We start from the raw sequence: 20,231 nt of genomic DNA on the forward strand, positions 1-20,231 counted from the left end.
CGGGCGCCGGCGCCGTCGTTCAACGACACCAGCGGCGCACCCGCCGCGATGGCCATGTCCATGATCTTGTGGATCTTCGTGGCGTGGGCCTCGCCCAGCGCACCCCCGAAGATCCGGAAGTCGTGCGCGTAGACGAAGACCGTACGGCCCTCGACCGTGCCCCAGCCGGTGATCACACCGTCCGTGTACGGCTTCTTGCTCTCCAGCCCGAACCCGGTCGCCCGGTGCCGGCGCAACTGCTCGACCTCCCGGAACGACCCCGGGTCCAGAAGCAGCTCGATACGCTCCCGCGCGGTCAGCTTGCCCTTGGCGTGCTGCGCCGCCGTCGCCTTCTCGCCCGGTCCGGCCAGTGCCTGCGCACGGATCTCGTGCAGCTCGGCGACCCGCCCGCGCGCGCCCGAGGGCTCCGCGGACACCTGGGGAACGTCATTGAGGACTGTCACGATGCCTCCCTCCCTCATGGGCGCGACCGAAGAACGGAGACCAGAATAACAAACCGCCTGCGCGGTTTATAAGAGGTATACGTGGCCACGCACATGAATCAGCCATGGAAAAGTGCCTGCCGGCCCGCGGCCGGCGCTCGAGTGGCCTTATCGCCAGCTGTACGGGGAGCGATAGGCCGCGGCGGACCGTTCCGGCCGCCGCCACGACGGGACGTCAGGCGTCCCCTCTCCGTGCTCTGCCGCACGCCGCCCGGCCAGCACGGAGCACAGCACGACCGCCACCGCGGCCAGCTCGGCCTCGCCGGCCCGTCCACGCTCGATGCGCAACGCGAGCCCCGAGGCGTCCGGTTCGCCCATGTCCGCTCCTCTCGACCCCGGCCACCGTGCGGCATCGCGCTACAGAAGTACCTCAGCCCCGCTCGAGCGGGACGTGGAAAGCGCCGAGCTCCGCGGCCGGCGACGGCCGCGGAGCTCGGGGGTGTCCGCTCCTGGGGAAGGCGCCGGTCAGACGGTGGCCGGGCGCAGCCACACGGGAACCGACCGGTACCCGTTCATCAGGAAGGTCGGCATGGGTTCCAGCTCGTCGGGACGGCAGGCCAGCCGCACGTCCGGGAAGCGCCCGAAGAAGGCCGACAGGGCCTCCGCCGCCTCCACCCGGGCCAGCGGGACCCCCATGCACCGGTGCACCCCGTGGCCGAAACCGAGGGTGTCGCGACCGGTGCGCAGCACGTCGAATTCCGCGGCGTCCTCCCCGTACCGCTCCGGGTCGAGGCCGCCCGCCGCGAAGTTGACCAGAATGGGGTCGCCCTGCTTGATGTGCACCCCGTCCAGGTCGATGTCCTCCACCGCGAACCGCATCGGCGAGTAGGCCCCGGGGGTGTGCACCCGCATGGCCTCGGCGGCGGCGTCGGCCCAGTCGGCGCGTCCGGCGCGGATGTGCTCCAGCTGCTCGGGGTGGCTCAGCAGGGCGCCCGTCGCGTTGGCGATCAGGGTGGCGGTGGTGTCCTGGCCACCGGCGATCATCAGGTACAGGGTGCCCAGCAGTTCGTGTTCGCTGAGCCGGTCGCCCTGGTCACGGGCCTCGATCAGGGAGCTGGTGAGGTCGTCGCCGGGCCGCGCCCGCTTCTCCGCCACGATGGCGGCCAGCAGCCCGAAGGCCTTCATCCGCGCGGCCTCCATCTCCTCGGCGCCCAACGACGGGCTGAAGACGGTGTGCAGCGCCGCGGACAGCTCGTCCGTGTCGGCGCCCTGCGCGACACCGAAGAGTTCGCAGATGACACGCATGGGCAGCAGTTCGGCGAAGAGCCGGCGCACGTCGACCGGCGCACCGCCCGCCGCGGCGGTCTCCAGGTCGTCCAGGAGTTCCGTGACGATCTCCTTGACGCGCGGGCGCAGCGCCTCCGAGCGCCGGGCCGTGAAGGCCCCCGCCACCAGTCGCCGCAGCCGGGTGTGCTCCTTGCCGTAGGCGAAGAGCATGTTCTCGTTGGCCACCCACGAGTACAGGGGCCAGGCCTCGGTGATCCGGCCCTCGATGAAGTCCGGCCAGTGCTGCCGCGCGTTCTTCGACACGCGCGGGTCGGTCAGCAGCCGCTCCACCTGCTCCTGCCGGACGACTGCCCATGCCCTGACACCGCCGGGCAGTTCGACCTCCACCGCCGGCCCCTGGGCCCGCAGCATGGCGGCCTCTCCGGCGAGGTCGCTGCCCGTGACGTCCAAGGCATAGGGACAGGTCGTCAGTTCCATCGTCGTACCCCCTGTGTGATGGTTGCGTGTCGCACCGCGTTCGCGTGCGTGATGAACCGCGTTGGAGCTCAGGCGCGCACGACGGGGGCGTGACCCCACAGGGAGACGGCGACGGACTGCCGCGTTCGGCGGTTCAGTCCACCCCCAGGGGCTCGGCCTGCCGGCCCGCCCCCACGGCCTCCTCGTACACGCGCGCGCTTCGTTCCGGCGAGAAGTCCAGCTGAACGAGCACGGCGGGGACCGCGATGCCCGCCATGAGATGGCGCTGCAGGTCCGCCACGCGCTGGACGACGTCGGTGCGGCCCGTCATGAGTTTGGAGAGGATCTGCACGCCGGTGAAGGCGCCGACGAACATCTGGGCCGCGGCGACCACGTCGACGCCGGGCAGCAGTTCCCCGTTGTCGCGGGCCTCGGTAAGGATCTTGGTGTTGTGCTCGATCCACCCCGCCATCGGCACCTGCCGGTCCAGGCCGTCGTGCGGCGATCCCTGTTCCACGGTCAGCCGTACGCTGCCGCGGACCAAGGGGTCACCGTCGGCGAGCATGTGGGCGAGCAGCAGTGCCTCGTCCAGCCCTTGCTGCAGGGCCAGCTCCCGGTGCGGCACCGTCGGCAGCCAGGTCAGCTGCTGGGCCAGCACCGCCTGGGCCAGCTCCTCCTTGGACGCGAAGTGGAAGTAGAGAGCGCCCTTCGTGACCTTCGCTCTCTGCAGGATCGCGGAGATGGTCGCCGCCTCGTATCCGACCTCGTCGAACACTTCGCCGGCTGCCGTCAGGATGGCCTTCCGAGTCCTGACCGCCCGCTCCTGCTGCGCCATCGAACACCTCCACCGCTCCTGCCGCGTCCGAGAAAAAACCGGCAGGTATGTATCTTACCAGTATGCCTGGCGGAGAATCACGCCGTTACCGGCGTCGACACGCGCCATGCGACACACCCCCTGTACGTGGCCAGGACCGGATGCCAGGAGAATAAAACCTGCTAACCGGTTTTTCAACGCCCCCGCACGATCCTGGCATATGAAGCGGAATGCCCCTTCTCAAGTGGCACTTCTCCCCGCACTTGGGGGCCTACACGTGACCTACGTCACTTTTACGAGCGCCGAAGTGCCTTGAAAAGAAAACCGGTGGGTTCGTATCTTTGCCGTCGTGTGCTTCCCACTGTCGCTCGACGACCACGCGGAGAGAGCATGACCGTACTGACCATCACCCAGGCTTCCCCGGTCGGCGTTGTCCCGGACCGCCACGAGCCGCCCTCCCTGAGCGGCTTTCCGGGAGTCGAGAACCTCGTCCCTGCACTGACCGAGCAGTCGCACACCGTCGCGGACCTGATCCGACTGCTCTTCGACGGCGGTGACCAGGACCGTGTGCATCGCCCCTGGCGCGAACTCATCTCCGACGAATCGTTTCGTCACAGAGATGGGCTGTCGCCCGCCGAACAGGCCGCACTCTCCTACGAGCGGCTGCGCGCGGTGAACGACAGACTCCGTCGCGCCGAGGACCTGGCGCGCGATCCGCAGCTCCTGGCGGGGCTGCACGAATGGGCGGCGATCGTGCACGGCGGCGGGGGCCTGTGCACGCTCGCGAGCATCCACTACAACCTGTTCCTCGGCAGTCTGCTGGACCATGAGGGCGGCTCGCCGCGCGATCTGACGGAGTTCACGGCGCTGCAACGCACCGGTACGTTCCTGTGCACCGAACTCGCCCACGGCAACGACGCCTGCGCACTGCAGACGACCGCCGAGTTCGACCGGAGCACCGGCGGGTTCGTCCTGCACACGCCCCACCCCGGGGCGCAGAAGTTCATGCCGAACACCAGCCTGACCGGCGGCCCGAAGAGCGCCGTGGTGGCCGCCCGCCTCCTGGTGGACGGCGAGGACCAGGGAGTCTTCCTCTTCCTGACGCCCCTCAGCGACGCCCAGGGCACGCTCCCGGGCATCCGGGTCCGCCGCCTGCCCTACCGGGCCGGTGCTCCCGTGGACCACTGCCTCACGGCCTTCGACCGCGTCGTCCTCCCCCGCAGCGCCCTGCTGGAGGCGGAGCACGGACACCTCACCGGCGACGGCGAGTTCAGCAGCAGCCTGGGCAACCGGCGCAAGCGGTTCCTGCTGTCCATCGGCCGGGTCACCACGGGCAAACTCTGCATGAGCGGCGCCGCCGTCGGCGCCTCGCGCGCCGCCCTGGCCATCGCCGTGCGCTACGCCCAGCACCGCCGCATCAGCGGGCCCCGCGCCGGCGAGCAGGTGCCCCTGCACGCCCATCGCACCCATCACAGCAGGCTTCTGCACGGACTGGCCACGGCCTACGCCATGACCTTCCTGCACCGCTCGGTGACCGCTCGCTGGGCCGGCCACGCCCCCGAGGAGCGTGCCGAGGCGGAACGCCTGGTGGCGATCGCCAAGGGCTGGATCACCTGGCAGGCCCGCAACATCACCATCGAGGCCCGCGAACGGTGCGGCGCCCACGGCCTGTTCTCCGTCAACGGCCTGGCCGATTTCCCGCAGTACACCGAGGGAACCATCACCGCCGAGGGTGACAACCTCGTGATCTGGGGGAAGGCCGCCGCCGAGATGCTCTTCGGCCACTGCGGCGGCCCGTCCACCGGCGCCGCGGTTCCCGGGCGGCACGACCTGACCGACACGGCCTTCCTGCGCGAACTGCTCGGGCACGCCGAGTCCCTGTGGCAGGCCCGGGCCCGCAAGGAACTGCGCAACGGTCCCGCCGGCGATCCGCTCGGCCGGTGGAACGCCGCCTCCTCGTCGGCGCTGCGAATGGTCGAGGCGCACGCCCGCCTGCAGGCCGCCGACGCCTTCCTGGGGGCGGTCGCGCAGGCCACGGACCCCACGGCACGCGCGCTGCTGGAGCAGCTGTGCCGGCTGTTCCTCCTGGCTCAACTGGGCGAGTACAGCGGGGACCTGCTCGCCGCCGGCCACCTGACGGCCTCTCAGGTGCAGGCTCTGCCCGGTGTGCTGGAGGACACCGTCGAGGCCTTGGCTCCGCAGATGACAACGCTCGTGGACGCCTTCGACCTGCCGGACGAGTTCCTGGCGTCCATACCGCTGGCCGGGCCCTCGCACCTCGACGAGTTCGACCGGCTGATTCCCGAGAGCGACGACGAGGCCGTCACCGTCTGACCGGCCCCGCCGTCCGGACCGGCCACCCGGCCGGACGGAACACCACGCGGGTCGCCGCCCACCACGGCGGCGGCCCGCCTCAACGTCCCGCCCGCACACCCTCGCCCCACCCCCGTCCCGCCCGCGCACACCAACCGCCTGCACGGAAACGCCCGGACGCGAGAGAACCGCCTGCCCGCACCCGGCGTACACGGGGATCCGCCGACGCACGGCATCGCCCACGCCTGCCCACGCCTGCCTTCGGCTGCCCGCAGCGTCGCTCACAGCGGCAGTGTGTCGCCCAACTCCCCCACGGCCGGCGACAGGGGGCCGCCCTCCGAGCGTTCGGTCTTGCGTCCCTTGCGGCCCGGCGCCAGCGTCCCCGGGTCGACCGCTTCCGCGGGCGCGCCCGTGGCGTACAGGCCTTGAGGGTCGGTGTCGCGGTCGTGCGGCAGCAGCCAGAAGACCCGGCGGCGGAAGGTGCCGGACGAACGGGACGGCTTGGCCTGCGGCCCGAGCAGCGCGTATCCGACCATGCGCCCGTCACGGTGGTAGGCGGGCCTGCCGCGCCGGGTCGGCAGCCGGTCCAGGCTCTGGCGGACGTAGTCGAGCGCGGCTGTGTCCTCCAGCCAGACGAGCTCGGCCTCGTGGAAGATCTCGTCCTCTGCGATGAGGGCGCTCATGCTGCCTCCTCGTCGGCGACCAGTCCGATACCCGGGTAGTACTTCCGCTGGTTGGACAGGATCATCTCCTTGGGCGAGGCGAGTCCCACCACCTCACGGACCCGCGCCGCGAAGGCCCGGGACGAGACCGCCGGGGCCCCCTCATTCTGACACCAGGTCTTGTAAGCGGCGTAGAGATGCGCCTGTTCCGCCCGCAGAGAGGGCTCGAGTCGGCACGCTTCGCTCAGGAACCGGCCGGTGTGGTCCTCCGTCTCGGCATAGGCCGTCGTGGCGATCCGCACCCGCTCGGGGCCGGTGAGGTCCTTCTCCCCCGCCAGATAGCGGCGTGCGCCCACGATGAGCCAGTTGAGGATGCCCGGCCCCTCCTCGGTGACGAGGATGTCCGCCAGGTTGTCGATCTTGTGGCCGTCGGACACCACGCGCTCGAACGGTATGAGGCGCATCCGGCGCCAGAACGCGAAGCCGCCCGTGCCGACCTCGGGCCGGTGGTTGCCCAGCAACCAGAGCTTGTGGGTCGGCGCGAAGCTGAAGAAGTCCTGCCGCATCCGCCGGGCCTTGATGCGGTCGCCGCCGGTCAGCAGCTTCACACGGGCCTCGTCGAAACGGTCGCCCGGCTTGACCTCGCTGCACACGATGACGCGCCGGCCGTGCAGTTCGGCAAGATCGGTGGGATGCCCTTCGTACGGCCGGGCCATCAGGAACCCGGGCGGCGCCGCGTCGGCGTAGTCGCCCAGGAGTTTCATCAGCACGTCGAGCAGTACCGACTTGCCGTTCTTGCCCGAGCCGAACAGGAACGGCATCACCTGTCCGCCGACGTCCCCGGTGATGGAGTAACCGAGCAGCAGGTGCAGGAAGTCGATCATCTCCGCGCCCTCGGGGCCGTCACCGAAGGTGTCGGTGAGGAACCGGTGCCAGCGCGGGGTCGGCACCGGCTCCGGGGCCTCGGTGGTGGACCGGGAGTGGAAGTCCTTGTCCGGCTCCGGCGTGCGGATCGCGCCGGTACGCAGGTCGACGACGCCGCCCGGGGTGCACAGCGCGTACGGGTCGGCGTCCAGCAGCGCCGCGTTGAGCACCATGCCCGGCGCGGACCTGGCCTGGGTGAGCATCGCGTTCATGCCGCTGGTGCTCAGTGCCCGCCGCCGGTGCTGTTGCAGCGCCGAGGTGGTGAAGTGGCCGCGCGGATCGGTGGTCGCCAGCGACTCGGCCAGGTCGCCGGCCGCCCACATCACAGTGTCGTCCTCGTCGATCAGCCAGCGGGTGCTGTCCCACCGGAACCAGCCGAGTCCGGGGACGTGCCGGTAGTCACCGGCGTACAGCTTGACGAACAGCTTGGCGTTGCCGCGGTCGCTGAGGGTGTCCGGCAGCAGCCCGTCGGCGATGGCCTCCCCCTGCGCGGTCGGGGACCGGCCCGGCACATCGGCGTCCAGGCCGTGGGCGCCGTTCGCCCGGGGCGGCTGCTCGGGCTGGGTGAGCAGGATCTGCGCGGCGATCGCCTGCGGGTCGAAGAGGGTGTCGTCGTCTCCTGGCGTCATGCACGGCCTCCTAAGTGCAGAGGGCGCCGCACGCCCGCGTTCAGACCGCTGCGGATGATGGCCGCGTAACGCCGCCGCTGCCCCGGGCGGGCCAGCTCGGCCGTCTCCCGCAGCAGACGCTCCGCCTCCCCCGCGTCCAGCCGTCCGGCGGCCACCAGTCCCCCGGCGGTGAACGCGGCGCGGTTCAGCTTCTCGGAGAAGGACGCCCCCTCGGGTACGACGGCACAGGCGGCCACCTCGGCGAGTAACGGGGTCAGGGGGCCGCTCGTCCCGGCCCGGCCGCCACCGGCCGCCAGGACGGCCTGACGCGCCCGTGGCGGTACCGGCCGGGGCACGGAGACGTGCGCGGGCGGCAGATGGCCGGTGCGCTCCAGTTCACGGGCGAGCCAGGCCGGCAACAGCGCGGGCTCCCGCACGTCGCCCACGGGTACGTACCTCCCCGCCTCGGTGACGGTCCCGGGGGCAACGATGTAACCGCCGTGCGCCCGTACATCGACCTGCCAGGCAAGCGCCCGCCCGCCCGAGCCGGTGGAGCACTGCCAGCGGTGACCCCGGTGGGCCCGGTACCACACGTGCAGGCCTCCCGAGGGCGTGCGGACCCGCAGGGTGGTGGTGTCGTCCGCCGGGCTCGCGCAACCCCGCAGAGCGGCCAGTACTCCGATCGTGTGGAAGCCGTTGGCCAGTCCCGTCAGATCGACGCTCTCGTCGATACGGACGCCGGGCAACAGCCGGTCCCGCTGCGGCAGATGGCGCTCGTGCGCGTCGATGTCGAGCACTACCAGACCTGCGGGACCGCAGGCGATCCCGACGCCCAGGCGCGGGCCGGCACCCCACCACTGCTCGATGCGGGCGTGGTCGAGGGTGGCGGCGTGGAACCCGTGGCACCAGCGACCGGCCGCCGGGCAGCCGCACCCCCGGTGAGTGTGCCCCGACGCCCGGCAGGCGTCGCAGTTGCCCGCAGGGGTCTTGCGCCCCGGAGCGAGCGGATGCACGGGCCAGCCCCGGCCGGCACACCACCGAGCGATGGCCAGCGACCGTTCCCCAGGAGCCCAACGCATCGCATGGCTATGGGACTCCTGCAGCTCAGAGGCCATCCGCACCCCCCGTCAGCGACCCAAGCGACTGAGCAACGAGGACAGACTAGCGAAGCGGGTGGGCAGCGAGCGGTCCATGGGACGACAAACATCGCCGCCGTCTCGATCACCGGCGAACAAGCCGTACCGGGCCCAGCGACCGAAACAGAACCCGCCCAGCTACCGAGGCGCCTTCGGTAGCTTTTCCGCCGCTCCGCGAAACCCCAGTTCACAGACCCAGTAACCCAAGAACAGCGACTGAAGCGACTCAAGGTCTCCATATATGACGCACACACGCGCACGCACGCACACGCGCCAATGTCTCCATATACCCGGACCTTGAGTCGCTTCAGTCGCTGATTCCTGCAACGTACCGCGCTGACCTGCTGGTTCTCATCAGTGACCGACAGCTACCCAGGTCCCGTTCGGTCGCTCTTCCTCAGTCGCTGCCCACACGCACCCGCCCGCCGGACAGCGACTCAAGCGACCCTGCAGAGAACATCCAGACCCTCACCGGCTGGCGGCATCACCCACCGAGTCCCGCTTGTGCTGGTGCTCGTTGAGGATGCTCAGCATCTTGTCGAACTCGACGTCGCTCATCTTGCGGATGAGATGCATGGCGAGAAACGCACCATCGTCGTACGGGAGCTTCCGTGGGCCACGAACGTCGCCCGCCACCGGACCGGGCTCGGCCGGCGTACTGTCGGCGCGCGGCTCGGGGACCGTCTCCGGCCGCCGGGCCGTCTGCTCCTCGGCTGCCCGGGAACCGGCCGACACCTGCTGTGCCCCCCGGCCTCTGATTACGTCGTAATCACTTTCAGCGTCGAGCGGCCGCTTCCGCGCGGCCTCGGCCGCGGGCCCGGCCTCGGCCGCGGACCCGGCCTGGACCGCGGACCCGGCCTCGGCCGGGGGCTCGGGCTCTGACTCGGGTGCCGAGGTCTGGCCGGGCAAGGGCGAAGGGGCCTGCACGGCTCCCTGCGGGGCGTGGGCCACCGTAGGCCCCTGCTGTTCTGCACCACTCCCCTGCGGTTCCTCGCGCTCCTTGACCGCCTGCTTCGCCGCCTCCTTGCGCGCACGCTCGGCCTTCAGCTCCGCCAGGGCGGCCTCCTGTTCCTCCTGCGGCCTGTTGCCCACCGCGCGAAGCAGGTCGATGGGCTCTTCCCCGATACGGGCCTGGAGTTCAGGTGTCAGGTTGAGCAGAGAGAGCCGCTGCGACACCCAGCCCTGGGAGCGGTGGAGACGTTTGGCCAGTGCCCTTTGGCTGCCGTGGATGGCCAGCAGCCGCTGCAACGCCCGTGCTTCGTCGAGCTCTTCGAGGTCCTGACGGTGGATGTTGGCGACGAGCGCCGACTCGAGCAGCTCCTCGGAAGACGTCCCCTGGTCGTCACTGACCATCACCTTGACGGTGGCGAGCCCCGCCTCCCGGGCTGCGGCCAGGCGGCTGCTGCCGTCGATGACGACATGGGTCGTGTCCGGCTCCAGGTCGGCTTCGCGCTCCGGGTTGGCCTTCACGTAGGCGTCCCGGTTCATCACCGTGATCGCTTGCTTCTGACCGTGGGTCTTCAGGCTGCCCGTAAGGTCGGTGAGGTCGCCGAGGCTGGACCGGGGGTTGTCCGGGTTCGGACTGATCCGGTGCGGAGGCAGCTCCGTCGGCGGAGTCACACCGTCGGTCGGGACACCGGTGGCGGCCGCAACCGCCTGCCGGCGAGCACTGACGGACCGCACTCCCCCACCGAAACGACCGGCACCCAGCTGATTGGCCTTGCTGCTCACAACACCTCCCGGGCCAGTGCGCGCATCCCGATCGACTGCTGCGACTTGGGTGCGTAGGACAGCAGCGGCTTCTTCACCCGCACGGCTTCCTTCTGTTCCTTGAGATCACCGATCAGCCCGACCACCCTCGGATCCTTTATGTCCACCCACCCCTGCAAGGAGGACGTGGCGATGTAACCGCGCCGTGAGTCGTAGAGGTTGACGACGATGCCGAGGTAGTCGATGTCGACCTGGAGGTCCCCTCGCAGGTCGTCGATCTGCGTGGTGAGGAGTTCATAGGCGTCGGCCGAACTGTCCTCGGCCTGGACCACGATCAGCGCACCGGACTGCCCGGGCTTCTCTCCGTCACGGCGTCGGCCGTAGTAGGCGGCGGCGTCCATGCTCAGACCGAGGCTCGGCGGGCAGTCGACGATGATTACGTCGTAATCACTCTCCAGCGGCGCAAGTGCCCGCTCCAGCGCGGCCTCCCGGGCTCGGACCGCAGACAGGCGCACGTCGAGCAGGAAGGCGTCGTTGCAGGCGGGCAGGAGATGCAGCCGCCCCTCGAAGGCCTCGTCGTCGATGGAGACGATCAGGTCCCGCAGCTCGCCCTTGGGATCGCCGGCCATGTGGTTCGTGAGGCTGTCACCGTTCATGGGCAGGGGAGCGGCGCCCAGCTGGTTGGTGAGGTGGCACTGCGGGTCGAAGTCGACGAGCAGCACCTGCTGCCCAGGCCCGGGCAGATTCTCGATGTCGAACAGGTCGGTGCCTGCCTCGACGTGTTCGTCCTGGACCTCGCTGTCACGCAGGGCCTTCGTCAGGGCTTTCGCGACGCGGGCGGGATAGAGCGTGTTCGAGTCCTCGGCGAGCGCCTCGCCCAGGCCTGCTGTGATGGCGGTCTTCCCGACGCCGCCCTTCTGGTTGCACACGATGACGCGACGCGTGATCTCGGGGCGAGCGACATGCGGGGCCGGGTTCGAATCGAGCCACAACTGGATCGACTGGGCCAGCCCCTGAATGAGGGACACCCGACGGTCGGCGGTGGTCTGACGGAAGTTCTCCCACTGCCCGGGAGGCAGGAACGTGGAGAACGAATCGGCGCCCGAGGTGTCCACGGCAGCCGTAGTGGAGGCGAGGTCGCACCAGTCCCTGATGCTCTGCTCGACCGCGGTCTGGATCTCGATGCCGTGCTGGGCGGCTCTGACCTTGAGGCTCTGCCGAAGCCAACCCGGCAGTTTGGATACGACCTTCTCCCGGTCGCTGGAAGCAGCTGACGAAGTCATGGAGGTAACCATACTAACGTTCATGATCCATTTGGTCACCGACACGTTAGTTATCTCTGCTCGTGTCCTCTCACCCCTCCGACCAGCCCTCGGGCCCGGGTGATTACGCCGTAATCACTTGAGGGGTCACGCCTGCGATCCAGCGTGTCCCGCCACCAGAGCTCTCCGCGCGTGTGCCACCTTCCGTTCCTTGTCGGCTGCCGGTCCAGACCGTGTTTCCTCGAAGGCGTGGTGACGGTCCGTCCTGGTTGCCGGAGGCACACGCGCACCTGACCGTCCGAGTGCGGCGCCGTCCCGGCTGACTTTCCGTGGTGCGGGTTCAGAGCGGGCGGGGAACGGGGGAGTCCTGAAGCGTGGTGGGGGAGTGCAGGCAGCGCGGAACGGACCTCAACCATGTAAGAGAGCGCGCCTGCTCCATACTGCCGCTGACCTGCAGAAAGGCCCGACTCCACCCAGATCGGCAGAACTGCCAGGCAGTTCCGTCAGCCGTACAGGGCGTTCCTAGGAACTGGGTGCCCGGTTCCTACGGACCCCCTAGATTGACCTCACGTACATGTCTCGTGACGGCCCAAGGCTCCCTCTCACGCCTTCCGCTGCTGCGGAACCGCCTCGCTCGACGGCCTGCCTTCGATGTCCCGCCCAGCAAGGACACGACCTCCAGGCGCGGTTGATTGACTTCCTGATCATGTGCGTTAAGTTCATTTGGTCGGCCCAGAGGCCGTCTCTGTGATCACCGTCAGAGCCCACGCGGGGAGTGCCTTTTGGGAGCTGTACGCAGACTGGTCGACGCCGACACCGGCGAACCGGTCCCCTACGCGCCGTACGCCTTCGCCGGCAGACATACACAGGTCGACAAGACCCGCGTGGAGGCGATCACCGAGTCCAAGGCGTTCACGCCCAGCCAGAAGTTCCTGGTCCTGTGGTGGATCGGCGTCTCACCCGAGGGAATGGACCCCCTGAGGGCGACGGGCGCGGACATCGCCAAACGCGTGGGCATGTCCACGGACGCCGTAGGGAAAATCAACAGGAAGCTGCTCAAACACCGCATCCTGATCGTCCGAGGACGCATCGGCAACTACAACTTCTACCGCATCAGCCCGTACATTGCGTTCCATGGAACAGGGTTGGAACAGCGTGAAGCGGTGAAGACGTGCAACCCCCCGGACATCCCCGGTTTCGACGACAAGACCCCCGCACGGTGGGAGGCCCAGTGACCAGCGACGACAAGCAGAAGAACCTGAATCTCCTCCGGGCCACGGTCGGCATGACGGCCAACCAGCGTCTCGTCGTCATGCTGTACGCGCTGCATCCCACCGACCGATCCGGCGCCGTCCTGGAGACGGCCGCCAACCTGGCGAAGCTCGTCGGCATGTCCCCACCGGTCTTCTCGCGCACCCGCAAGCAGGTCATCGAGGCCGGCTGGCTCGAGGAGACAGGGAAGATCGGACACATCAAGTACTACCGGGTCGACCCCAAGCAGCTGGGGGAGAACGTCGTAGTCCAGCTCCGCCGCGCAACCTGACACGTCCTGTGCGCCGTACCTCATTGACGTCAGGTACATGAGGTACGGCGCACAGGACGTCCTCGATGACGCTCAGACACTTTCACTGATTGGCGTGGCTGAGCTTCGTGGGTGGTGCAGGTACCTCCGCCCGCCGACGGTCGAGTACCACACCGTGGGGGTTGCCTTTCTGGGGTCGAGGTCAGTGATGGGCGATCAGTTCACTGCCGCACGGGAGTCGGGGGACTGCTTCGCCCTCCTCGACCCTCTTTAGAAAGAGGACGCGCCGCTTATAGGCCTCTGACCTGCGGTTTTGCTGGACGTATGGTGTCCTGGGGAGCACATTTGCCCTGATGGAATGTCAATCTGGCGGTCACATTCGAGGGCAGAAATCAACCTGTGCTTGATTTCCCGTACCGCCTGTCGAGGCGGCGCAACACCCCAGGTCACAGCCCCTCGCGCGCACCCGCCGACACGGGATTCGAGGGGCTGAGCATACGCTTGGACGTGTCGTCATTGCGGCACACTTAATCAAGTCAGGCTTGAGTCTCGCAGCGGCTTTCGAAGCTGAATCAAGCTACTGTTGATTTTTCTCGCCCTTCTCGGCCCGCGGGGCGAACGAAGTGTCACGGCGGCGCGCCATCTGAGCAAAAGACAAGCGCTGCTTGATTTTTGGGCTAGTCTCTGGACCGCCTGAGTATCAAAGGAGGTCCTGTGACAGCCGATCCACCAGCTCGCCGACGGCCCCGAGCCGTCCCTGACGCCGCATCGAGCGACGCGGGCTTCGACGACCTCCTCCAGGTCCTCGGAGAGCAACTCGGAGACCACCTCGGGGAACCCGCCCAGAGCAGCGACCCTCGCGGCCGCCGCAAACTCAAGAACGTCACGTTCGAGTACGAACCCGCCCACACGGCCGTCCACGACATGGCTGGAGAAGCCGGCTACAGCCTGGCATCGAACTGGTTCACCCAGCTCCTGGCCCAACTCGCCGTCGCCAACTCCATCACCAAGTCGCAGCTGTGCGTGTTCCTCTACGTCGCTGGCGCGCAGCAACGCGGCACGGGCGTCGCCCAGTACACCCAGCAGGAGATCACCGACGGCCTCAACAAGCTCGCTGCCCACAAGGACGGCAAGCGCATCACGCGCTCCACGGTCAACCGCGCCATCAAGGCACTGGTGGGCTACAAGTGGATCGAGCAGCTCGGCAACGGAATGATCCAGTTGAACGTGCGCCTGTGGTTCCACGGCAACAGCAACGCCCAGCACGCCGTCCTCGAACAACTCGCCGTCCAGCACGACCGCGACCCCGAGGCCTTTCCCCACGGCATCGGCCCCGAGGGCCACCAGGAGCAGCTGGACCTCGGGTTCACCGAGCACCCGCATTATGGAGTGGGAAGGCGGACCGGGTGATACATCACCAGCAAGCACTCCGCCCAGCCGTACGAGGAAGGGGTACCGATGGCTGACGTCATGTCACCGGTCGTGTCCGAACGCATCTGGGCCCTGCCCGTGTCCGGGGCCACGGTCAAGTTCCTGCAGTACCTGCTCTACCGCAGCGACTTCGGGGGCCACCTCCCCGTACGCCAGAAGGACATGGCCACCGAGTACCGCGTGACTCCCCAGGCCGTCAGTAACCTCATCGCTCCGCTTTGCGAGCTGAACATCGTGCTGCGGCCGAAGAACGAGGAGGGCAGCCGGGGCAAGGGGAACTCCTACCGGCTGCACCCCCTGGCCGCGAAGTACGCCAGCACCCAGGACATGGAAGCGGCATTCAGGTCCGCGATCGCCGGCATCAAGGCGGGCGACCTCCCCAACCTGAAACTGCCCGCCTACGCCGCCGTCCCGCCCGCAGCCGACGGCCGCCCGAACCTCCAAGTCGCCTGACCCCAAGAAATCGGGGCCCCGCCGAGAACGGCGGGGCCCCGATTGCCTGAGTAGAGGTCGTATCCACCACTATACCCAGCCATCCCCGTGCCGCCCGACGGGCAACGGGGAGAGGAACCAGACCGGGGCCGTTCAGGTTAAATCCAAGGCTAAATGGACCCCAAAATCGGAGGGTAATCAGTGATACGGTGACGGCGGAGGTGAAGTGGCCCCATGCCGACGGAAGAAGAACTGTTCGCGGCCGTTGACACACTGCTCGCAGGTGAGCCGCGGATGCCCGCCCCCGCCGAACGGGCCCGCCTGAGAGAGGCGGCCGGGATCACCCAGGCCCGGCTCGCACAGGTGCTGCAGACGACGACGCAATCGGTGAAGAACTGGGAGACCGGCCGCGCCGAGCCCCGCCCCCCTCGTCGCCAGGCATACCAGCGCCTCCTCGACGGCTGGGCGCAGCAGTTCCCGCCCGAGGAAGCCCCCGAAAGCTTCCGAGCCGACCCTGTGACGCTGCCGGAGCCGGCACCCCCCGCCCAGACCCCCGCCGCACCGGAGCGGCACGACACCCGGCCGACCGCGCCGCCCCGGACCCGGGAAGAGAGAAGGACCGCACGGAAGCCGGCCTCGCCGACCACCGACCGACGCTTCGAGAACGGTCCCCTCGCCGTCATCGACGTCGAGGACGGCCAGGTCCTCGCGTACTGCGTCGGCGGCCTGGTCCTGGACGTACCCGCCAAGTCCCTCCCGTCACTGGTCGACTGGACCCTGACCGAAGCCGGGCTCGGCCAGGCACGCCACCACCGCAACGGCCGCGACGGCGACCCGCTCCTCGTCCTCACCACGGCCGCCCTGGAACGCTACGGCCTGCCCACCGCCCTGTCCGACGAGGAACGCCGCGCCGGACGCCTCCCGGACAGCCACAAGGCCGTCAAACAGCTCACCCGGACCGACTGGAAACTGACCCGGCGCGGACTGGGCCCCTGGGCGAGGATCTACCGTCCCGCCGAAGGAGCGAAGCGCAACTGCGTCCAGCTGTGCATCCCGGCCTGGAACGCCCTGGACGCCCGCGAATGGGACGACAGGAACGCCCCGCGACTGCCCTCGATGCACCCGGCCGACCTCGCCCGCTACCTCGGCGCGTACGCCCAGCGCGTGATGACACCGCGCGGCACCGCAGCCGTCACCGGCCTCGAACTGATGACCGCGTTGCGCCCCCCGACCCGCGCGGAGAAGGACCCGGCCACCGGCGAGTTCACGCGGGCCCTCAACGACGACGCGCTCACCGCCGTGTACGACGTGGTGGAGTGCGAGGTCCCCGATGAACACCCCCTTCTGAAGGGCAGGTTCGCCCGCCACCACCTGCGCACACCGGCCGAGATGCTGATGGAGGAGCCCTACGACTGGTGCCGCCCCCTCACCGACGAGGAGTGCATGCGCCAGTACCTGGTCGCGATCGACATCAACATGTCCTTCGCCGCGGCCGCCAACGGCCTGACCGTCGGCCTGAACGGCCCGACCCACCTCACCGGCAACCCGCCCTTCGACCCGTCACTGCCCGGCTCCTGGCTGGTCGACCTCAGCCACGTCGACCTCTCCCGCGTGGAGATCGACGGCCGCACGGTCGACGGCGACCGCCTGCCCTCCCCGTTCACCCCCAAGGGCGACCGCCCCACCGGCCCGGCCTGGTACGCCACCCCCACCGTCGCCTACGCCGTGGAACTCGGCTACGAGGTCGCACCCGTCGAGGCGTACGTGCGCACCCGCACCGGCCGCTACCTTGACGCCTGGTACAAGCGACTGCGCGACGCGTACGTCACCACCATGGCCGACCTCGGCGTCACCACCGGCATGGGCGGCACCGAGTTCCTCCAGGCGATGGCCCGCTCCAGGGAGACCGACCCGACGATGGCCCTCCTCGCCGGCGCCATCAAGGCGACCGCGAAGGGCGGCATCGGCAAACTCCGCCAGCGCAACCGAGGCCAGGTCCCGTACTACGAACCGTGGCCCGCCCTCGAACGCGAGACCTGGCGCCCCGACATCCGAGCCGCCGTCCTCGCCAACCAGCGCATCGGCCTGCACCGCAAGCTGATGAAGACCGCGGCCGCGGCCGACCTCTACCCGGTGGCGATCGGCACCGACGCCGTCGTCTACCCCTCGCCCGGCCCCTCCCCGCTGGACGTCCTGCCCCACACTCCCGAGGGCAAGCCGGTACCCGGCACGTTCCGTCTGGGCATCTCCCCGGGCATGGTCAAGCACCAAGGCACCCGGACGGTCCTGTGGGCCGAGGAGCAGTTCGAGGAACAGGGCGGCGTCTTCAACATCACCAACCACATCAAGACCGACCCGGCCGCCGGGGAAGGGGAGTAGCCGACGATGGTGGACCCGGTCGGGGACGGCCTGGACCGCTCACTGGAGGAGGCGTTCACCCGCCCCATCCCCAAGAGCGCCCAGGCCCAGATGAAGTACTTGGTCAAGCAGCTCAAAGGCACCCGCGCCGTCGCCCAGCTCCTCGGAATCTCCCAGCGTACGGTGGAGCGCTACGTCAAGGGACAGCTCAAACGACCCCGCCGCGAGCTGCGCGACCGCATGGAGCGCGAGGTCAGGAAACGCTGGCAGCCGAAGGTACGGGAGAGAGCCAGGAAGAAGGCCTCCACCACCGACGGCCTGGTCCTCTCCACCCGGGCCCGCTTCGGCTTCACCGCGGCCCCGGGCACCACCGACGACGCCCGCGTCCGCGACATCACCCAGGCCCTCCCACCGGAGTGGGCGGACCGCCTGTTCACCGCTCGCGAGCAGGGCGCCACGGAGCAGCAGCTTCAGCGCATCGCGGCGGAGGGCCTGGCGGAGATGTACTTCCGCGCCAACAACTCGCGTGCTCATGGCTTGGGTGTGGAGTTCACCGACATCGACCGGGTGGACATCGGCCTTTAGCTGGATGGGTACGGGTACGTACCCGTACCATGGGAGGCGGGAAGGAGTACAACGATGGCTGATGCCAACGTTCGCATCCCTGAGGAAGCCAAGGACCGGCTTGCTGCCATAGCGGCTGCGGAGGGGTTGTCGCTGCGCGCCTACCTGGCACGACTGGCACAGACCCTGCTGACGCCGGCCGAACGGGCCGAGCGGGCCGAGAAGGCCCGGGCCGCGCTGAAGGAGTGGAACGGCTACGCTCCCACCGCCACCGAGGAGCAGGACCTCGACAGCGAGCTGGACCGTCGTCTGGCACGGATGACCGGCCGATGAGCGATGCCATGCGCATCGTTCTGGACGAAACCGCGATGAGTGCGGTCGGCCAGGGCAATGTGCTTGCCTCTCGCCTCATCCACCGTGCTCATGTCGAGGCCGACTGGTTCCTCTATGTTCCGGCGTGCGCGTTGGTGGAAGCAGACCGGGCCCGGCCTGGGACAGCGGAGCACCTGGCCTCGCTGCCCGGCATCACGGTCCTCGATTTGGATCTTGCCGCTGTTCTGGCCGTGGCAGGGCACAGGACGTGGGCGGCCGCACACAGCCTCCATGCGGCACGGCCCACCGCGGACCGCCCCGACGGAGCGGTCATCGCCACCACGGATCCGGACCGCTGGAGCGGCGAGGCAGTCCGCGTTCTCGACCTCACCTGAGTAAGCAAACAGGTGCAGCCGGCGTCGGTGATCTGGGGCAGCTCACCGACGTACGCCGGCCCGCTCTTTCTTCACCAGCTGCGCCAGGTCCAAGTCGCGCGGCGCCGCGTTCACTGCGGCCCGGCTCAGGCTGAGCATCTGCGCGAGGGTGATCTGGTCGGCCTCGTCAGGCGACCGCGTGGAGCCCGCCTTTGCCTGGTTTGGGCGGACGTTTGGCGTAGCCGGGGACTTTGATGGGCGGTGGTCCGCCGATGGCGAGCTGCTCGGTCATTGCCTTCTCCAGCTCGGTTTGTGATTCGTATCCGGCTACGGCGGGGTTGAGCGCGTATCGGTGTCCACGGCCTCCGCCGGAACGCAGCACAATGCCGCGCTCGACGAGTAGGGCCATCGCCCTGCTCATGGAGGCCTGTCCGACACCGAGGATCTGGTCGATCTCGGACTGCTTCATCCCGACGTTGCCGCCCGAGTCCTGGTGCTTGGTCATGACAGAGAGGACGTCGATCGCAGTCGGAGTGAGGCGGAGCTGGTGGAGCATGCCGAGCAGGCCGGTCGTGTTGAAGAGCATGTCGAGGGTCCCTTCAGTCAGCCGACCTCAGACCTGGGAAACAGACTGAGTTCGGGGGCGAGTTCGTCGGGGAACTTGGAGTCCAGCACGAGCGCCCGCAGTTCGGTCAGGAAATTCAGCTGCTCCTGGCCGTTCCCGTTGTAGGCGACTCGAGGGTTGAGCTGGTAGGAGGACTTCTTGACCTTGCGGATGAGGTTCTTGTTGCACAGTGCGGTCAGCGCATGGCCGATGCTGGTGCGTTGCACGCCGATCTCGGCCGCGATCTCGGACTGTGTGACGTAGATCTTGCCCTTCTTCTGCCGACCGATCATGTTGGACAGAACAGCGGCCTGAAGCTTGCTGATGATGTTGTGCATCAGACAGTAGGGCAGGACCCGGCGCAGGAAGTAGTTGCTGACGAGGGAGTACCCGTCCGCTCCAAGCATGTCGTGCGGGGGACGCCGGTAGACGACAGTTTTGACCTCGTGGACCGGACCCTTGCCGAACTGCTCGGCGATCAAGCGGGCAAGGTCTGTTCCGCCGTCTGTGCCTACGGCTCGCACAGAGTCATGCTTTTGAGGCGGCAGTACTCCGCGGCGTCCGCGCAATGACCGGGCAGCTACGCCCATGTGGATGGTCCTCTCATGTACAGGTACTGCTCACCGTAAGAGTTGCGGACGTTCACATGTTTTGTGTCGAAAAGTCAGTGTCGTCGGATGTCCGTGGCGGCTGAGGCCTGCACGGCACGTCTGGTTCGGTAACGACGCTCAGCGCCTAAAGTTGCGGATGCTCGCATGTATTTTGCGAGTCTTGTAGTTAGACGCAACTTTCGTGTGCCAAAGACGGTGGGCACCGACATTCCGTGGCCCCCAATGTCATTGGCCACCGACATTGCGTTTTGCAAAGCTGCAGGTCAGAGGCATGTTCTGCCGGGGCCCTCTTAACTAAAGAGGGGGCGCAGTGTCGTCTGCTTCCTGCGGGGTGATGGTCGGCTTTGGGTTTTCAGTGTTCGGTGTTTTGTTTTCAGTGCGGGTTGTGCCTGGTGGTGACGGGTGGGTTGGTTGTTCGCTGAAGGCTTC

General features: G+C 68.5%; 20 protein-coding genes. 9 read left to right on the top strand and 11 right to left on the bottom strand.

The window, feature by feature from the left end; all coding sequences use genetic code 11:
• The 4 genes from KUM03_RS16450 to KUM03_RS16465 form a co-directional block, all read right to left on the bottom strand.
• Positions 1 to 461, bottom strand: a 461-nt coding sequence (locus tag KUM03_RS16450; protein ID WP_374225327.1) for a carboxyl transferase domain-containing protein, incomplete at its 3' end; no start/stop codon positions are given.
• A gap of 129 nt (positions 462 to 590) precedes the next feature.
• Positions 591 to 800, bottom strand: coding sequence for an acyl-CoA carboxylase subunit epsilon (locus KUM03_RS16455; RefSeq protein ID WP_217249289.1), 210 nt, complete (start codon positions 798 to 800; stop codon positions 591 to 593).
• A gap of 147 nt (positions 801 to 947) precedes the next feature.
• Positions 948 to 2,186 (bottom strand): cytochrome P450, encoded by a 1,239-nt coding sequence (locus KUM03_RS16460; protein WP_217249293.1) that lies wholly within the window; start codon positions 2,184 to 2,186, stop codon positions 948 to 950.
• A 133-nt stretch (positions 2,187 to 2,319) separates the two neighbouring features.
• Positions 2,320 to 3,000 carry a ScbR family autoregulator-binding transcription factor gene (locus KUM03_RS16465; protein ID WP_217249294.1) on the bottom strand — a complete coding sequence of 227 codons (681 nt, stop codon included), beginning with the start codon at positions 2,998 to 3,000 and terminating at the stop codon, positions 2,320 to 2,322.
• A gap of 369 nt (positions 3,001 to 3,369) precedes the next feature.
• Here KUM03_RS16465 and KUM03_RS16470 point away from each other — a divergent pair, with 369 nt between their 5' ends.
• Positions 3,370 to 5,313 carry an acyl-CoA dehydrogenase gene (locus KUM03_RS16470; RefSeq protein ID WP_217249298.1) on the top strand — a complete coding sequence of 648 codons (1,944 nt, stop codon included), beginning with the start codon at positions 3,370 to 3,372 and terminating at the stop codon, positions 5,311 to 5,313.
• A 260-nt stretch (positions 5,314 to 5,573) separates the two neighbouring features.
• On the opposite strand, the gene KUM03_RS16475 is transcribed toward KUM03_RS16470, so the two are convergent.
• From KUM03_RS16475 to KUM03_RS16495, 5 genes are all read right to left on the bottom strand, one after another.
• Positions 5,574 to 5,975: a DUF6009 family protein gene (locus KUM03_RS16475; RefSeq protein WP_217249300.1), complete on the bottom strand. Its 402-nt coding sequence runs from the start codon at positions 5,973 to 5,975 to the stop codon at positions 5,574 to 5,576.
• Positions 5,972 to 7,507 (bottom strand): phage/plasmid primase, P4 family, encoded by a 1,536-nt coding sequence (locus tag KUM03_RS16480; RefSeq protein ID WP_217249302.1) that lies wholly within the window; start codon positions 7,505 to 7,507, stop codon positions 5,972 to 5,974. The genes KUM03_RS16475 and KUM03_RS16480 overlap by 4 nt, the downstream gene beginning before the upstream one ends.
• Positions 7,504 to 8,565 (bottom strand): bifunctional DNA primase/polymerase, encoded by a 1,062-nt coding sequence (locus tag KUM03_RS16485; RefSeq protein ID WP_254399433.1) that lies wholly within the window; start codon positions 8,563 to 8,565, stop codon positions 7,504 to 7,506. Before KUM03_RS16485 ends, KUM03_RS16480 begins: the two co-directional genes overlap by 4 nt.
• A 525-nt stretch (positions 8,566 to 9,090) precedes the next feature.
• Complete coding sequence (locus KUM03_RS16490) at positions 9,091 to 10,353, bottom strand: ParB/RepB/Spo0J family partition protein (protein ID WP_217249305.1); 1,263 nt, start codon at positions 10,351 to 10,353, stop codon at positions 9,091 to 9,093.
• Entirely contained in the window at positions 10,350 to 11,615 is a 1,266-nt protein-coding gene (locus KUM03_RS16495; RefSeq protein WP_217249307.1) for a ParA family protein, read from the bottom strand. The genes KUM03_RS16490 and KUM03_RS16495 overlap by 4 nt, the downstream gene beginning before the upstream one ends.
• A 761-nt stretch (positions 11,616 to 12,376) precedes the next feature.
• On the opposite strand from KUM03_RS16495, the gene KUM03_RS16500 reads away from it, so the two are divergent.
• The 8 genes from KUM03_RS16500 (at position 12,377) to KUM03_RS16535 (ending at position 18,608) form a co-directional block, all read left to right on the top strand.
• The gene (locus KUM03_RS16500; RefSeq protein WP_217249309.1) at positions 12,377 to 12,829 is read left to right on the top strand and encodes a MarR family transcriptional regulator; all 453 of its coding nucleotides are present in this window, start codon (positions 12,377 to 12,379) and stop codon (positions 12,827 to 12,829) included.
• Entirely contained in the window at positions 12,826 to 13,137 is a 312-nt protein-coding gene (locus KUM03_RS16505; protein WP_217249311.1) for a replication initiation protein, RepL2, read from the top strand. The genes KUM03_RS16500 and KUM03_RS16505 overlap by 4 nt, the downstream gene beginning before the upstream one ends.
• Before the next feature lie 693 nt (positions 13,138 to 13,830).
• Positions 13,831 to 14,526 carry a hypothetical protein gene (locus KUM03_RS16510; protein WP_217249313.1) on the top strand — a complete coding sequence of 232 codons (696 nt, stop codon included), beginning with the start codon at positions 13,831 to 13,833 and terminating at the stop codon, positions 14,524 to 14,526.
• A gap of 48 nt (positions 14,527 to 14,574) precedes the next feature.
• On the top strand, positions 14,575 to 15,000 hold the full coding sequence (locus KUM03_RS16515) for a hypothetical protein (protein ID WP_217249315.1): 426 nt from the start codon (positions 14,575 to 14,577) through the stop codon (positions 14,998 to 15,000).
• 213 nt (positions 15,001 to 15,213) lie between these two features.
• Positions 15,214 to 17,358 (top strand): DNA-binding transcriptional regulator, encoded by a 2,145-nt coding sequence (locus KUM03_RS16520; protein ID WP_217249316.1) that lies wholly within the window; start codon positions 15,214 to 15,216, stop codon positions 17,356 to 17,358.
• 6 nt (positions 17,359 to 17,364) lie between these two features.
• A complete protein-coding gene (locus tag KUM03_RS16525) occupies positions 17,365 to 17,922 on the top strand; it encodes an XRE family transcriptional regulator (protein ID WP_217249317.1) in 558 nt (185 codons plus the stop codon).
• Between the two features lie 54 nt (positions 17,923 to 17,976).
• Positions 17,977 to 18,234, top strand: coding sequence for a hypothetical protein (locus tag KUM03_RS16530; protein ID WP_217249318.1), 258 nt, complete (start codon positions 17,977 to 17,979; stop codon positions 18,232 to 18,234).
• A complete protein-coding gene (locus tag KUM03_RS16535) occupies positions 18,231 to 18,608 on the top strand; it encodes a hypothetical protein (protein WP_217249322.1) in 378 nt (125 codons plus the stop codon). The genes KUM03_RS16530 and KUM03_RS16535 overlap by 4 nt, the downstream gene beginning before the upstream one ends.
• Before the next feature lie 166 nt (positions 18,609 to 18,774).
• On the opposite strand, the gene KUM03_RS16540 is transcribed toward KUM03_RS16535, so the two are convergent.
• A complete protein-coding gene (locus KUM03_RS16540; RefSeq protein WP_217249324.1) occupies positions 18,775 to 19,173 on the bottom strand; it encodes a helix-turn-helix domain-containing protein in 399 nt (132 codons plus the stop codon).
• Between the two features lie 17 nt (positions 19,174 to 19,190).
• Positions 19,191 to 19,673 (bottom strand): replication/maintenance protein RepL, encoded by a 483-nt coding sequence (locus KUM03_RS16545; RefSeq protein ID WP_217249326.1) that lies wholly within the window; start codon positions 19,671 to 19,673, stop codon positions 19,191 to 19,193.
• Positions 19,674 to 20,231: the final 558 nt, after the last annotated feature.

It is taken from the genome of Streptomyces sp. AC602_WCS936 (assembly GCF_019049125.1).
Classification (GTDB): domain Bacteria; phylum Actinomycetota; class Actinomycetes; order Streptomycetales; family Streptomycetaceae; genus Streptomyces.

Coding starts and splice junctions, on each gene's coding strand:
- KUM03_RS16455 (WP_217249289.1), bottom strand. CDS start 800: ATGGGCGAACCGGACGCCTCGGGGCTCGCGTTGCGCATCGAGCGTGGA.
- KUM03_RS16460 (WP_217249293.1), bottom strand. CDS start 2,186: ATGGAACTGACGACCTGTCCCTATGCCTTGGACGTCACGGGCAGCGAC.
- KUM03_RS16465 (WP_217249294.1), bottom strand. CDS start 3,000: ATGGCGCAGCAGGAGCGGGCGGTCAGGACTCGGAAGGCCATCCTGACG.
- KUM03_RS16470 (WP_217249298.1), top strand. CDS start 3,370: ATGACCGTACTGACCATCACCCAGGCTTCCCCGGTCGGCGTTGTCCCG.
- KUM03_RS16475 (WP_217249300.1), bottom strand. CDS start 5,975: ATGAGCGCCCTCATCGCAGAGGACGAGATCTTCCACGAGGCCGAGCTC.
- KUM03_RS16480 (WP_217249302.1), bottom strand. CDS start 7,507: ATGACGCCAGGAGACGACGACACCCTCTTCGACCCGCAGGCGATCGCC.
- KUM03_RS16485 (WP_254399433.1), bottom strand. CDS start 8,565: ATGCGTTGGGCTCCTGGGGAACGGTCGCTGGCCATCGCTCGGTGGTGT.
- KUM03_RS16495 (WP_217249307.1), bottom strand. CDS start 11,615: ATGACTTCGTCAGCTGCTTCCAGCGACCGGGAGAAGGTCGTATCCAAA.
- KUM03_RS16515 (WP_217249315.1), top strand. CDS start 14,575: ATGGCTGACGTCATGTCACCGGTCGTGTCCGAACGCATCTGGGCCCTG.
- KUM03_RS16520 (WP_217249316.1), top strand. CDS start 15,214: ATGCCGACGGAAGAAGAACTGTTCGCGGCCGTTGACACACTGCTCGCA.
- KUM03_RS16525 (WP_217249317.1), top strand. CDS start 17,365: ATGGTGGACCCGGTCGGGGACGGCCTGGACCGCTCACTGGAGGAGGCG.
- KUM03_RS16530 (WP_217249318.1), top strand. CDS start 17,977: ATGGCTGATGCCAACGTTCGCATCCCTGAGGAAGCCAAGGACCGGCTT.
- KUM03_RS16535 (WP_217249322.1), top strand. CDS start 18,231: ATGAGCGATGCCATGCGCATCGTTCTGGACGAAACCGCGATGAGTGCG.
- KUM03_RS16540 (WP_217249324.1), bottom strand. CDS start 19,173: ATGCTCTTCAACACGACCGGCCTGCTCGGCATGCTCCACCAGCTCCGC.